The 14313-nt window shown below is 58.2% G+C and carries 10 protein-coding genes and 1 tRNA gene; 2 read left to right on the plus strand and 9 right to left on the minus strand.

Annotated elements, in window-relative coordinates; genetic code table 11:
- Positions 1–517: 517 nt before the first annotated feature.
- The 5 genes from RMO51_RS05045 to RMO51_RS05065 all read right to left on the minus strand — a co-directional run bounded on the left by RMO51_RS05045 (position 518) and on the right by RMO51_RS05065 (position 6440).
- Positions 518–1678: a tetratricopeptide repeat protein gene (locus RMO51_RS05045; RefSeq protein WP_310392585.1), complete on the minus strand. Its 1161-nt coding sequence runs from the start codon at positions 1676–1678 to the stop codon at positions 518–520.
- Between the two features lie 178 nt (positions 1679–1856).
- Positions 1857–4457 (minus strand): DNA gyrase subunit A, encoded by a 2601-nt coding sequence (gyrA, locus tag RMO51_RS05050; protein ID WP_310392586.1) that lies wholly within the window; start codon positions 4455–4457, stop codon positions 1857–1859.
- 145 nt (positions 4458–4602) lie between these two features.
- A complete protein-coding gene (locus RMO51_RS05055) occupies positions 4603–4833 on the minus strand; it encodes a hypothetical protein (RefSeq protein ID WP_310392588.1) in 231 nt (76 codons plus the stop codon).
- 60 nt (positions 4834–4893) lie between these two features.
- A complete protein-coding gene (locus RMO51_RS05060) occupies positions 4894–5541 on the minus strand; it encodes an HD domain-containing protein (protein WP_310392589.1) in 648 nt (215 codons plus the stop codon).
- Positions 5542–5639: 98 nt separating this feature from the next.
- Complete coding sequence (locus tag RMO51_RS05065) at positions 5640–6440, minus strand: DUF547 domain-containing protein (RefSeq protein WP_310392591.1); 801 nt, start codon at positions 6438–6440, stop codon at positions 5640–5642.
- Between the two features lie 195 nt (positions 6441–6635).
- Between RMO51_RS05065 and RMO51_RS05070 the strand changes: the two genes are divergently transcribed.
- Positions 6636–9638 (plus strand): TonB-dependent receptor, encoded by a 3003-nt coding sequence (locus RMO51_RS05070; protein WP_310392593.1) that lies wholly within the window; start codon positions 6636–6638, stop codon positions 9636–9638.
- A gap of 101 nt (positions 9639–9739) precedes the next feature.
- On the opposite strand, the gene RMO51_RS05075 is transcribed toward RMO51_RS05070, so the two are convergent.
- Positions 9740–10906: a hypothetical protein gene (locus tag RMO51_RS05075; protein ID WP_310392595.1), complete on the minus strand. Its 1167-nt coding sequence runs from the start codon at positions 10904–10906 to the stop codon at positions 9740–9742.
- A 146-nt stretch (positions 10907–11052) separates the two neighbouring features.
- On the opposite strand from RMO51_RS05075, the gene RMO51_RS05080 reads away from it, so the two are divergent.
- The gene (locus RMO51_RS05080; protein ID WP_310392597.1) at positions 11053–11898 is read left to right on the plus strand and encodes a phosphatase PAP2 family protein; all 846 of its coding nucleotides are present in this window, start codon (positions 11053–11055) and stop codon (positions 11896–11898) included.
- A 108-nt stretch (positions 11899–12006) separates the two neighbouring features.
- Here the strand turns inward: RMO51_RS05080 and RMO51_RS05085 are convergent.
- From RMO51_RS05085 to RMO51_RS22565, 3 genes are all read right to left on the minus strand, one after another.
- Positions 12007–12079, minus strand: a tRNA-Thr gene (locus RMO51_RS05085).
- 127 nt (positions 12080–12206) lie between these two features.
- Entirely contained in the window at positions 12207–13706 is a 1500-nt protein-coding gene (locus tag RMO51_RS05090) for a DUF349 domain-containing protein (RefSeq protein ID WP_409025030.1), read from the minus strand.
- 313 nt (positions 13707–14019) lie between these two features.
- Positions 14020–14313 (minus strand): hypothetical protein (locus tag RMO51_RS22565; protein ID WP_409025029.1); only part of this gene is annotated, 294 nt, incomplete at its 5' end.

Here is a 14313-nt window from a genome sequence, read left to right on the forward strand (position 1 = left end):
ATCACCTCAAATTTCAGTTGTATCGTCCTCAAACCGTAATTATTTATACTATGCAAGTATATTATAGTATAAATAACATTTTTTTTTTTATATTTTTAACTATAGCCCAATAGAAAGACTACAAAGCATTCACAGACGCAGGCCAAGCACTTACTTATAGCGAGCACTTCAAATCCGGACTGCACCCGACAACCCGGCAGCGAAACAGCAACAAGAAAACAAAGCAGGACAAAACCACATTTGACTTAACTAAATTTGAACACGCACAAGTCGATACTAAAGACTTTGACTATTTAAACTTTAAACTGAATATCACTCATATCGCCTAAGCCAACATAAGCAAAAGTAACGTTTTGACCACAGACTGTTTTTAAGTTAACTTGGCTCAGAAATTGTCTTATAATTTATATTATGTTAAATAAAACTCACACTTACCAATAACCAGATAGCCAAATACGTAAAAAGAGATTCACCCAAATCTTGGATGAACCTCTTTAGCTCAAAAAAAGCTATGCCCCTACTTCTTGTTTAACGACTGCAGCTTGGAGTTTAGTCGCTCAGAGTCAGCGGTACGACCCAAACGAAAATATACTTTCTGTAAAGAACTCAGAGTGTTACGGTCATCCGGCTGTAACAGCAATGCCTTTTCAAAATAAGGTACGGATGCTTCAAAGAATTTTTTTCCTTCGGACTCAAACTTCTTACCAGACGTCTGATATGTCTTGAGGTCCATCTTACTTGCTTTTGTGTACGAATCAGCGGCTCGATTGTAATTATAAACACCCAGATTGAACTGAGCATCAAAATTATTGGGGTCAAGCTCGATGGCCTTACGGTAATCAGCCAAGGCCAAGTCACCTTTCTTCTGCTGGTCATACATAGACCCACGCACGGCGTACAGGTTCGAATTATTCGGGTCGGCGGCGATGGACTTGTTTATTTTACCTAGAGCATCCTCTCCTTTACCACTAGCCAACGACATGTTCAGGTCTTCGAGCATAAAGCTTTTATTACCTGGGTAAGCGACCAATGCTTGTCCGACAACTTTTGCGGCTTCAGCTTCATTCTTTTCTTGTTTAGCCATTTGTAGCAAACGCGAGTACAAATTCACCGATTTATAATTCATCGCTAGCAACTGGTTGTAACTTGCCCTAGCCCCTGCAAAGTCCTGCTTAGCTTCGGAGGCATAAGCAGAGTATAATACGGCAGTAGTATCCTGAGGCTTGATTTGAGAAGCTAATTTATAATTAGCAATGGCTTTATCGTAATCTTTCGCGTTATAGCTGTTTACTGCATCGTTAAACGCTTGACCATACAAACTTTCCATCTTCACCACTGCCTGTTTGCCAAACTCACCAGTTTTAGTATCTAGCTCAATGGTTTTACCATAGGACTCATAAGACTTTTGCAGGCCTTCACCAGGCTGCAAGTTCTTGCTATAAATAGGGCTTTCCAACATAGCCTGGTAGATTTCACCTCGGGTATACCAAGTTTTGGCCTTATTACTGGTTTTTTCATTCACAATAGCCTTGTCTATGTCAACGCGAGCCTTATCCAGCAAGCCAGTACGTTGATTCAGAATGGCGTTGGTCACCGCAGATTGCTGAGCTAACGCAGGAGTTGATACACCCATGCTCAGGCTAATCGCAGCAGAAAGAGTCAAAAAAGTCTTCTTCATAATTTAGGAGAAATGCAGGACAGCATTTTAACGAAGGCTAGAATACTGCCCAAAGTCAAAAAAGAGGGGAAAATTAAAGGAACTTACAATCAAAAAAGCAAAACGCTTCATAACGGCCTCTGGATTCACCAAAATTAAACGGGGCAGCCCAATGGGCTGCCCCGCTCCTATTTAGCAACTACACCATTTCCTCGGGTTCCGGTTCATCAAACGAGTCATCGGTATTAGACTCAAAAACTAAACCAGTAATAGCCTTTCCGTCGACAAGACTAATGGATTCAGATACACTTTCAGAATCAACACTCATGACCAAAACCGATTCAGCTTCTTCTTTTTCATCAGCTGCCACTTTAGCAACTGAAGATATTTCGTCGTTGGGGCTGATTTTTATTAGTCTAACTCCTTGAGTAGCCCGGCCAATGGTACGCAAATCACTCATTCGAAGGCGAATGGTAATACCCGATTTGTTAATAATCATTAAGTCATCAGTGTCGTTGACGTCCTTGATGGCTACCAGATTACCGGTTTTATCCGTGATTTTCATGGCCCGAACGCCTTTACCACCACGATTAGTGACGCGGTATTCGTCCAAAGCGCTACGCTTACCGTAGCCATTTTCACTCACCACAAGCAATTCCTGCGCGGGGTCGGCTAGACACACCATACCGATTACGCGGTCACTCGGTGTATCCGACAAGCTGATGCCGCGCACGCCCGCGGCCGCCCGCCCCATGGAGCGCACCTTGGACTCATTAAAGCGCACCGCACGACCGGAACGCAAGGCGAGCACCACTTCAGAATTTGGCGCCAACAATTGCACGTCCAGAATTCGGTCGCCCTCGTTGATGGTGATGGCGTTGATACCAGCCGTACGGGGGCGCGAATAGGCTTCGAGCGGAGTTTTCTTGACGGTGCCTTGTTCAGTACAAAACATCAGGAAGGTGTTCTCCAAATAGTCCGGGTCTTTTAGGCCGCGGACGTTGAGCACGGAACGAACCTTGTCTTCCCGCGGAATTTCGATGAGGTTTTGAATGGGCAAACCTTTGGTAGCCTTCCCTCCTTCCGGTACCTCATATACTTTAAGCCAAAACACGCGGCCCAATTCCGTGAAAAACAGCAGGTACTCGTGGGTAGTAGCCACGAACAGGTGCTCGGTAAAGTCATCCTTTTTAGAAATGGCGCCGCGCGAGCCGGCTCCGCCCCGACCCTGAGCGCGGTACTCATCCAAATTAGTGCGCTTGATGTAGCCTTCACGCGAGATGGTGATGACCATCGCCTCGTCGGCAATCATGTCCTCGGTCGAGAAATCGCCACCAATGTAATTGATTTCAGTACGACGGTTGTCACCATACCGCTCACGGATGTCTTCCAACTCGGTTTTGATGATGCCACGCTGCAACTCGTCCGACGCCAACACGGCGTTCAGGTGGTCAATGAGGCGCATCAGTTCTTCGTATTCGGCCACAATTTTATCGCGCTCCAGACCGGTGAGGCGCTGCAAGCGCATGTCGAGAATAGCCCGAGCCTGCACCTCGCTCAGCGCAAAACGTGCGATAAGCTGCCCCCGGGCCACCTCAGGGTCGCGTGAGCCGCGAATTAGGGCAATAACCTCATCCAAATGGTCAAGAGCGATGAGTAGGCCTTCCAGGATGTGAGCGCGCTTTTGCGCCTCGGCCAGCTCGTACCGGGTGCGGCGCACGATGACTTCGGCCCGGTGCTCCACGAAGTACTGAATGAGCTGCTGCAAATTCAGCGTCATGGGACGCCCCTTCACCAAGCACACGTTGTTGACGCCGAAAGAGCTTTGCAGTTGGGTGTACTTATAGAGATTGTTGAGCACCACGCTGGGCATAGCGTCACGCTTGAGGTCGTACACGATGCGCATGCCGTCGCGGTCCGACTCGTCACGCATGTCCGAGATGCCCTCAATCTTCTTGTCGTTGATAAGTGCAGCGGTTTTTTCAATCATCGACGCCTTGTTCACCATGTAGGGAATTTCGGTGACGACGATTTGCTCCTTGCCGGTTTTACTGGTTTCGAACGTGGCCTTGGCCCGCATGACCACCCGGCCGCGGCCGGTTTCAAACGCCTGCTTCACGCCCTCATAGCCGTAGATAATGCCACCCGTAGGAAAGTCGGGGGCCGTCACGTGCTGCATTAACTCGGAAATGGTGATAGCGGGGTTGGACAGGTAGGCAATGATACCGTTCACCACTTCCGTCAGGTTGTGGGGAGCCATGTTGGTAGCCATGCCCACGGCAATGCCGGAAGTACCGTTTACCAGCAAGTTGGGAAACTTGGCGGGCATCACGCTGGGCTCTTCCAGCGAATCGTCAAAATTGGGCTGAAAATCAACGGTGTCCTTATCCAAGTCGTTGAGCATCTCATCGGCGATACGCTTGAGGCGGGCCTCGGTGTAGCGCATGGCGGCCGGCGAGTCACCGTCGACGGAACCAAAGTTGCCCTGGCCGTCCACCAAAGGATAACGCAGGCTCCAGTCCTGGGCCATGCGCACCATGGTGTCGTAAACCGAGCTATCGCCGTGCGGGTGGTATTTACCCAGCACCTCGCCCACAATACGGGCCGATTTTTTATATGACTTGTTATATCCCACGCCCAGCTCGCTCATGCCGTAGAGCACGCGGCGGTGCACGGGCTTCAGACCGTCGCGCACATCTGGCAGGGCCCGGGAAATGATGACCGACATCGAGTAGTCGATATACGCGCCCCGCATCTCATCTTCGATGTTTATAGGAATGATTTTTTCGCCTTCCGCCATTGAGGGGGTTGATAGGCGGCTCAAATTATCCCCTTAAAAGGGTGCTTTAAGCCGCACGGTGAGTGGTTCTTGTTGTACGTGCGAAGATACAACAAAAAGGCCGCAACGGCAAGCGCTGCGGCCTTTTTTGGACGTTTTGAGCGGGCTACTTCAACGTCTTGCTCTTGTCATTAGCGTGCGTCCCGGCTTTGGGGTTATAGGTCTTGATTTTTTGGCCAATGGCTGGATTCTGCATTTTCCAGAGCGGCTGTCCACGGTACTTTTGGCCGCTGTGCAGGTGCACTTTACGGGTTTGGCACGATTCAATGGGGCAGGTGCGACAACTGGCCGCCGCAACCAAAAACAAACAGGAAAAAAAGCGGGTAAGCAGAGTCATCGCATAAAGGTAACGGCCTGAAACCAGACGAACGGGCAACCCGGGGCAGGCACCCACAATTTATTCGGTTCCTTCCCACTCGGCCAAAAAACGGGCCACGTAAGCTTCCATGAAGGCGTGGCGCTCCTGGGCAATCTGCCGCGCGGCGACGGTGTGCATTCGGGATTTGAGGTGCAGAAGCTTTTCGTAGAAGTGGTTGAGGGTGGGCGCCACGTTCTGTTGATAGCTCGCGAAGCTCTCATGGGCCACGGGCGCCACGGCGGGGTCGTGCAAGGGACGGCCCTTGTGCCCGCCGTAGGCAAAGGCGCGGGCAATGCCAATGGCTCCGATGGCGTCGAGCCGGTCGGCATCTTGCACCAAGGCTGCTTCCACCGAAGAAACCGGCGTGGGCACCCCCAATCCTTTGAAGGAAACCTCCCGAATTACAGTCTCAACCCTGGCAATAAGCTCCTCGGGGGCAGCTTGGCTACGGAGCCACTCCCGCGCGGCGCGCGGCCCCGCTTCGTAATCCCCGTCATGAAACTTCCAATCGGCAATGTCGTGCAGAAGGGCGCTTAATTCAGTGACGTCCCGGTCGGCTTCGGGGGTGGAAACGGCCAGGCGCTGCGCCATGAGCCAAACCCGGCGAATGTGGGCCCAATCGTGGCCGCTACCCTCGTCGGCAAACTTCTGAGCAATAAACTGAGCGGTGGCGGCGACTAGAGTCAAAGCGAAGGTCGGCTAGGGGTTGGTGAAATCCTGCGAATAAAAAACGCGACGGCCACTACCCAAATAGCAACCGCCGCGCAAATATCGAATAAACCCTTCTATTGCTCGTTGAGCGCCCAGTTGTACTCCAGGTAAGTCAACGAAGCGTCGGGCTTGATTTTTTGGGTGGCGTAGCGGTTGATGAAGTCCTGAATAGAAGTACTGCCGTTCTTGGCAAAATCCTTGGGGTAAAAATTAAAGATGGCCGACACCTGGGGCTTGTCAGCCGGCGTGAGCTTGTTCTTGGCGGGGTTGTTGACGAATTCGCGGCTTTGCGCGTCCAGCTGCTCGTTCAGGCGGACGCCGGTAAAAGCCTCGTTGCGCAGGCGCGGGCACGACATGGCCGCGCACACCAAGGCGGCGTGGATGCGGTTATCGTCAAATTTCTTGCGGATGATGCGCTGCTCGATATCGTTGAGCGAGTACCGATCGCCGTCGAGGGAGATAAAGCGCTGGTCCCAAGTGGTGTTAACCAATGTTTTGGCGCCGCCCAGGTCCTTGATGCTTTTCAGAGGGTAAGCGCGAATGACCCGTTGGATGGTGAAAGCATTGTACGCGTTAATCCAATAGGCGAGCCGGTCGGTCGGGGTCCAGCTTTTGCTCGGCAGATGGGTTGATACTTCCTGCAGGTACGCATTGAGCGCCAAACTATCGGCGCGGAAGCCTTTGTAATTGACCATGCCCTGGTCGTCGACGTATTTTTTGAGGAGGCTGTCCCAGGCCGAATGGCTCAGCGGCGGGGCGTCTTTGCTGGTGCTGGGATTGAGCGGGGTGAAGTAGCGCACGTAGGCGCAACCCGTCTGGCAAGCAGACGTGAAAGCAAGCAGCCCAAACAGGACCAAACGGGAAAGTAAGCGCATGATAAAATAGAGGATGAACGTGGGGACGAAGCAGCGCTGCCGGCGCAAACCGGCGCTACGGCGCGGATGGACTACGAAAGTAAGGGGGCGCGTAGATTTGCGTCTTCTGGAAAAAACCGCGGCCCCCAAACGCTGCGTAATTACGGCACACTCGGACCTGGCTGGCCCGACTTCTCACCACCCCTCCCCTTCTACATGCCACACTCTTTACCATTCCCTCGGCACTGGCGGCCGGCGCTAGCCCTGGTGTGCGCCACGGCGCTGTCGCCCATCGCCCACGCCCAAACCAACTCCAACAGTTCCGTAACGGGCCTAATCAAAGACGGGCAGGGCCAGACCCTGGCCGGCGCCACCGTGGTGCTGACTCCCGGCAACATCGGTACGGCCACTGACAACGCCGGCGAGTTCACGCTGCGCGTGCCGGCGGGCAGCTACACGGCCACCGTATCGTTCCTGGGCTACAAACCCGCTACCCAGCCGTTAACCGTGGCCGAGGGCGGCAGCGCCACCGTGAACGCCGCCCTGGCCGAAGACCCCCTCCTCATGGAAGGCGTGGTGGTGACGGGGACTTTTAACCCCCAGAGCAAGCTGGAGAGTTCTACGGCAGTAACCACGCTCAACGCCCGCCAAATTCAAACCCGGGTTTCGCGCGGCACCGCCGACTTGCTGATGGCGGTGCCCGGCTTCCGGGTGAACTCAGACGGCGGCGAGGCCGCCAATTCCGTTTCGGCGCGGGGCCTGCCGGCGAACGCCGAATCCGGCTTCGGCTTTTTGCAGCTACTGGAAGACGGCCTGCCGCTGCTGGAAGTGGGCGGCCTCACGTTTGCCAAGAGCGACATCCACATGCGGGTGGACGAAACGCTGGACCGCCTGGAGGTGGTGCGAGGCGGCTCGGCGGGCATTCAAGCCAACAACGCGCCGGGGGGGCTGATAAACTTCCTGAGCAAGACCGGCAACACCGGCCAGATTGGGGGCACGGTCAAGTTCACCGGCGGCGACCAAGGTTTCTACTCCGACCGCAGCGGGTTCGACCAGGTACTCGGCCTGCAGCGCGTGGACGCGAACGTGGGCGGCCCCATCAAGGGCACGCCGCTGCGCTTCAACGTCGGCGGCTTCTTCCGCAAGGACGACGGCACCAAGTACGCGGGCTACACCCAGAACCGCGGCGGCCAGGTAAAAGCCAACGTGACCTACACCCTCAAAAACGGCTACGTGCGCCTCTACGGCAAGTACCTGAACGACCGGGTGGCCTACCTCACCAGCATTCCGTACCAGAACCTCAACAACCCGCAGCAGATTCCGGGCGGGCCCGACCTGCGGCGCGGCACCATGTACTCGGAGTTTCAGCGCTTTCACAGCCTGCCCAATCCGTTTAACAACGGCGAAGGCACCCTCAACCGGGACCTGGCCGACGGCCAGCATTCGCGCTACAAGTCGGTGAGCTCGGAGGTGTTTTTCGATTTGGGCAACGGGTTCACCCTCCAGGACAACGCCCGGGTGCTGGATGCGAACCTGAGCACCGACGGGGTGTACGACTTGTTGCCGCCCTTTGCGGGCATCAACCTGGGCCTCACCCAGTCGCTGCTTGGCGGCTACGGGGGCCTTGGCGCCAACGGCTTCGAGCTGCGCTACGCCGACAACAACGCCCTGGTGGCCAGCGGCAACTACAACCGAACCACGCGCGCCATCACTCAGACCGGGGGCGACTTCAATTTTAACGGCAACGGCTTGGTCAACATTGCCGGCATTTTCCCGGACGACAAGCCGGCCACCAACGCCATCAACAAGCTGCAAATCAGCAAAACCACGGGCGGGCACCACCTGAGTGGCGGTTGGTACGCATCGCGCTACAACATCAAGGAGCGGCTAAGCTACAACCAGATTTTACAAGAAGTCGCCAACCGACCGCGCCTGCTGAACCTGACGCTCACGACCTCAACCCGGGCGCAGGACCCCAGCTCGATATTGAACGGAACCCCCATTCAAATCACGCAAAACGGCTTTTACGCCTACAGCTTCGGCACCGCGGGTGGCATTCTGGCCAACACCGACGGCACCACCCAAATCAACAGCTTGTTTTTGGGCGATGAATGGACCCTCAGCGAAAAGCTGCACCTGGACCTGGGGATGCGCTACGAGCGGAGCCACAACTTCGGACGGGCCGGCAAGTCGTCCCGCGCCGTCAACCTGGACCCCCGCTACCCGTTTCTGAACTCCGCCGCCAACCCCACGGGCGCCAACGGCGGGCTCGACGGCGACTACACGACTATTTACGACAATTCCTACCTGCAAAACACCGGCGAGTTTCGCACCTGGGACTACGTGTTTGAAACGGTGAACGGCTCGATTGGGGCCAACTACAAGCTCGACCCGCGCACGGCCATTTACGCACGCTACTCCAATTCGGGCGTGGTGCCGACCAACGACCAGTGGGCATTCGGCGCGGACCCGGCCGACCCGACCGGCAACAGCACCGTGCGCGGGGCGGTGCAGCGCGTGCAGCAGGCCGAAGTTGGCGTGAAGGCCAGCACCGACCGCCTGGGCTTGGGCCTGACGGCCTTCTACAGCCGCAACGAGAACATTCCCTTCACCATCCAACAAGCCAACGCCGACGGCTCGTTTACGCTCAACCGCCAGCGCGGCAGCGTGCAGAACGCCGGGCTGGAAGGCGAAATCACCTACCAACCCGTCGCGGGCCTCACCCTACGCGGCATTGGCACGCTGCAAACGCCGCGCATCGTGGAGTTTCAGCAACTGGACGAAACCGGCAAGCTCGTGTCCATCGCCGGCAACCGCCTCGAAGACACGCCCGACGCGCTGCTCGAAGGCGGGTTTGAATACAGCCGCGCGGGCTTCGACGTGTTCAGCAACTACCGCTGGTTCGGCAACCGCTACGCCAACCGGCGCAACACCATCCTGCTGCCCAGCTACGGGGTGCTGTTCGGCGGCGTGGGCTACAACTTTGCCGGAAGCTTGAAGGGCGTGCGCCTGTCGGTGCAGGGCTCCAACCTTCTCAACGCCCTGGGCTTTGGCGACGCGGCGGCCCGCAACGGCGAAAACAGCGCGGCTTCCAGCCAGGCTTTCATCGACAACCCGACGTTGAACGCGGCCGGCAAAACGCCTTCGCAAGCCGCTTTCAACCTGGTGCGGCCCATTCTACCGCGCAACATCACGGCCAGCGTGGGCTACTCATTCTAACGGAAACCCCGCCGTGGCGGGCTAACCCACCTCGTTAAAAACCCCTGGCTGCTTAACCAGGGGTTTTTTGATGCGCATTGAGTTCCTTAGCACCCGCCTGCCTACTCAATCACCGGGGCGCGCTCGAAGGGCTTGCTGCGGTCGAAAAGGTAGCGGTATGTGCCGTGGGTCCGCCAGATGGTGCCGCTGATGGACTCGGCCACGCGCATCATCTTGGGGTTAAAATCGCCAATCCAGTTCATGACAAAATCCTCGTAGTGAACCTGGGTAGCGTCTTGCACCGTGCGGGAAGCCGCCAGGATAAACGCCATTTCCAGGCCCTTGCGCTGGTGGTCGGGCACGATGCCGAAAGCAATGCCGGTGAGCGTGCGCACGGCTCCGCGCCAGCGGTACCACGCAAACTTGAGCTTGCCCAGCCAGTTCAGGTTGCCGTCCACGTACCGAAACAGCTCGTTGAGCTCGGGCAAGGAAATGAAGAAGCCCACCACTTCGCCGCGGTGGTATGCAAACCAGCAAACCCGCTCGTCGATGACGGGGCGGAGCTTCTGCATGATGTTGGCCGACTGCTCAACGGTCATCTCCTTCACGCCGTCGTGCTTCACCCAGGCTTTGTTGTAGACCTGACGAAAGTCTTCGGCGTATTTCGCCAGGTTGTTCAGGCGCAGGTGCTCGAAGCTGTAGGCCGGGTTGCTCAGCAGCACGGCGGCCTTTTCCTGATATTCGGGGGTAAGCGGGGCCGCAACTTTGCGGAAGTAGGTGTACTGGTTGAAGTAAAGCCGAAAGCCGTATGTTTCCAGCAAGCGGCGGTAGTAGGCAGGATTGTAGTTTTGCGCGTACAGGGGCGGGCCGAAATTATCAAGCAGCAGGCCCCACCACTGGTCACGGTCGCCAAAATTGATGGGGCCGTCCATGGCCGCCATGCCCCTGGCGGCCAGCCACGCGCGGCACCCGTCCAGCAACGCCGCCGCCGCTTCCTGGCTGTCGATGCACTCGAAAAAACCCATGCCGCCGGTGGGCTGCGCAAACGTGTGGGCGGTGCGCTCGTTCACAAAGGCAGCCACCCGGCCCAGCGTGTGGCCCGCCTCGTCAACCAGGAGCCAACGGACGAGGTCACCGTGCCGGAAATACTTGTTCTTGTTGCGGTTGAATACCCCGTTGATGTCGCGGTCCAGGGGACGGACGTAGTTGGGGTCGCCGGCGTACAGGCGCGTGGGGAAAAGCAGAAATTCGCGGGCCTGGTCCGGGGTCAACACTTCCAGCAAACGCATACATCAACAGGGGAAAACAGAAAAACCACAGAATGAATGGGCAAGTTAGCCGCCGCACCGCCCGGACGGCTCCTCCCCAAGCCGTACGTTGAAAAGGCATGGTTCGTATTTCACGTCCGCACCCGTTTCTTTGCCCCAAACTACCCATGCTGACTCCACTAGCCCGCTTCGCCCTCGCCCTGGCGCTGCTGCTGCCCGTCGCCCAGGCACCCGGGCGCGCCGCGGCCCAAACCCCGGTCCCTGCCGCTACGCCCCTCGCCGATACCAGCCAGCGCGCCGACCCCGTCCACAAGTACGAAACCCCTGCGGGCCCGGCCGCGGCAAGCAAGCGTCCCTTGTTCCGAAGCAAGCTGTTGCGGGCCAGCGTGGTGCCGGCGGTGCTCATCGGCTACGGCATCAGCACCATCAACGGCCACGGCTTTTACTCCTCCTACGATACCCGCAAGGACCTGCAGCGGCACTTTTCGGGCTTTCATAACTCCTTGGACGATTACCTGCAGTTTGTGCCCTACTTTGAGCTGGGGGGCGTGCTGCTGGCCGGGGTCGAGGGGCGCGACGACCGGCTGAACGTGGCCCTGGTGGTGCTCAAGTCCGAAGCCATCATGCTCGGCTCGGTGTACCTCGTGAAAACCGCCACCGCCGTGTTGCGGCCCGACGGCTCCGACCGCTTATCGTTTCCGTCGGGGCACACGGCGCAGGCGTTTTTGGCAGCCAGCATTGTGCACACCGAGCTGCGCGACAAAAGCCAGTGGTACGGCGTCGGGGCGTATACCATTGCCACCGGCGTGGCGGCTTTTCGGATGCTCAACGACAAGCACTGGCAGAGCGACGTGGTGGCCGGGGCCGGATTTGGCATCCTTTCGGCCCACCTGGGCTACCTCAGCCACCGCTGCCGCTGGGGCCGCAAGCCCCTGGGCCGCGACGTGGGCCTGATGCCGACGTGGAGCCCGGGCGGCGGCACCGGCTTCAGCGTGAGTTGGCGGCCCCGGTAGGGCCTGGGCAAAAAGGCCCGTTGCAAAGGCCAACCGCCGCTACCTCAAGCAAATGGCCCTTCAGTAGAAACTGAAGGGCCATTTGCTTTATCTAAGCACGCACGCATGAGCCGCCTGTCGGACTCGAACCAACGACCCTCTGATTACAAGTCAGAAGCTCTACCAACTGAGCTAAGGCGGCGGGTTGGTGGCACAAAAGTACGCCTTCCCCTGCGCTTCTGCCAACGGGCTTAGCTAATTTTATAAAAAAAGCGGCCCGGTTATAATCCCGGGCCGCTTCTGCGTCAAAAACCCGAAAGCCGTCAGGCTTAGCTGCGAATCAGCTTCAGCTGTTTTTTCAGCACTTCGATGCGCTTCTGCCCTTCCGCGATGCGGCCCTGGTATTCTTCGCGCAGCTGGTTCGCATTCTTGGAGCGCGCGAAAAAGTCGAGGTTGGTTTGCAAGGTCGAATGGTCGTTCTCCAGCTCGTTGATTTCCTTGCGCAGCGCCATTTCCTTGCGGGTGAGCTGCTGCTGGGCCTGGGGCCGGGCCTTGAGGCGGCCCACTTCCGCCTGAAACAACAGCTCGCCGCGGTCGGCGTAGCTCAGGGCGGGCACCTGGTCAAGGTATTTGCCCAGCAAAACCAGCAGCTGCTCCTCGCTGCGGTCGGCGGTGCCGCGGCCGGGGTGCTCGTCGGTGGGGTCAAACTCAGCCGCCCAGCCAGCCAGCAGGGCGCGGAAACCTTCCAGCGAGCCGGGGTTTTCCGGGGTGAGGGCGTTGACCTGCTCGCCAATTTTATCGAGGTGCGCAGTTTGCTCGCCCGAGGACTGCTGCACTTTCTCTTCGCGCTGCCGGGCCTCGTGCTTGGGCTGGTCAAACACGTTGTCGCAAGCGGCGCGGAAGCGGTGCCAGAGTTTGTCGGCCAGCTTGTCGGGCACCCGGCCCACGTCTTTCCACTCCTTCTGCACCCGAATGATGACCTGACGGGCCGCGTCGCCGTCGGGATTGTTCAAAGCTTCTTCGGCCTGCTCAATCAGGGCAACCTTTGCTTTCACGTTGGCCGACTTCTCGTTATCAAGCGACTTGAAAAAGTCGTTTTTGCGGTTGAAGAAGGACTTGTAGGCCGCCCAATACTGCTTGTTCAGGGCGTCGGCCTGGGCGCGGGGCACGAGGCCGGCGGCCTCCCACTCGGTTTTGATTTCCTGCAGCTCATCGGTTTTGGAGCGCCACAAGTTCACCCGGTCGGTGTCGAAGGCGGCGAAGGGCAGCACGCGTTCCAGCAGGGCCTGCTTCACCACGAGGTTGGCTTTTTCCTGGGTCGAGCGCTGGTCCACGAATTCTTTGCGGCGCTGGTGCAGCGCGTCCGAGGCGGCAATGAAGCGCTGCCACAGCGGCTCGCGCTGGTCGTTCGGCACGGGGCCGACGTTCTTCCAGTCCTCGTGCAGCTTGGTCAGCTCGTCGAGGGCCTTGTTGATGCCCGGCACCTGGGCCAGCGCCTCGGCGCGCTTGACGAGGGCTTCCTTGGCCTCCAGGTTGCGGCGGCGGTCCAAATCCTTCATCTCCAGGAAGCGGCCCTGCTTGCTGTAATAGATGTCCAGCAGGCCGTGGTAAGTGTCCCAGATGGCCTGGCTGTCGGTTTGGGGCACCGCGCCGGTGGCCTTCCACTCGGCTTGCAGGGCCTTGAGCTTGCCGGAGCTGTCCTTGGTTTCGGCGGCTTCGACCAGCCCACGGAGCTGGTCGAGCAGCTCTTTTTTCTTGGTCAGATTGTCGCCGCGGCTCATGTCCTCCGCCTTGGCGTCCTTGGCCCGGTTCTCGCGAAACTCCTGCATGGCCTTGTTCAGCTCCTGCTGGCCCTCGGGTTGCTGGAACGCAAAGGCTTCGGCCCCTTCGCCGCCTTCGGCGAATTTCTGGCGGGCCGCGCTGCGGGCCAGGCCCACGTTGGTTTCGTAGAGCCGGGTGAGGTCCTGGATTTGCTTGCGGTTGCGGCGCGCGTCGGGCCGGCGCAGCAATTCAACCAGGTACGCGGCCTGGGCGGGCAGGTCGAGGGCGGTAAAATCCGGCGCCACGGTTTCGGGCCGGGCCCCGGCGGCAGGGGCCTCGTCCAGTGGGGTTTCTGAGGAAGTGGGCAAGGCGGCCAGCGGCTCAGCGGCCGTTTCGAGCTGCGCCGCGCTGGCCAGCTCCACCGTGGGCAGCTCTGGCGCCTGGTCTTCCACGGTCGCCGCGGCATCGGCCCCGCTCAGCGTTTCCGGGTCGGCAATCAGCGCGGGCGCGGCGCTGGCAATGCGCTCGTCGGAGGGCAAGGCCTCCGGGTTGGGGGACGGGGCCGGGCTGGTTTCGGCTTCCGGGGTTGCGGCTTCCGGGGTTGCGGCTTCCGGGGTTGCGGCTTCCGGGGTTGCGGCTTCCGGGGTTGGGGCTTGCGGGGTTGAGGGTTCGGGG

Origin of the sequence: Hymenobacter sp. (assembly GCF_031398885.1) — a bacterium.
Lineage (GTDB): Bacteria > Bacteroidota > Bacteroidia > Cytophagales > Hymenobacteraceae > Hymenobacter.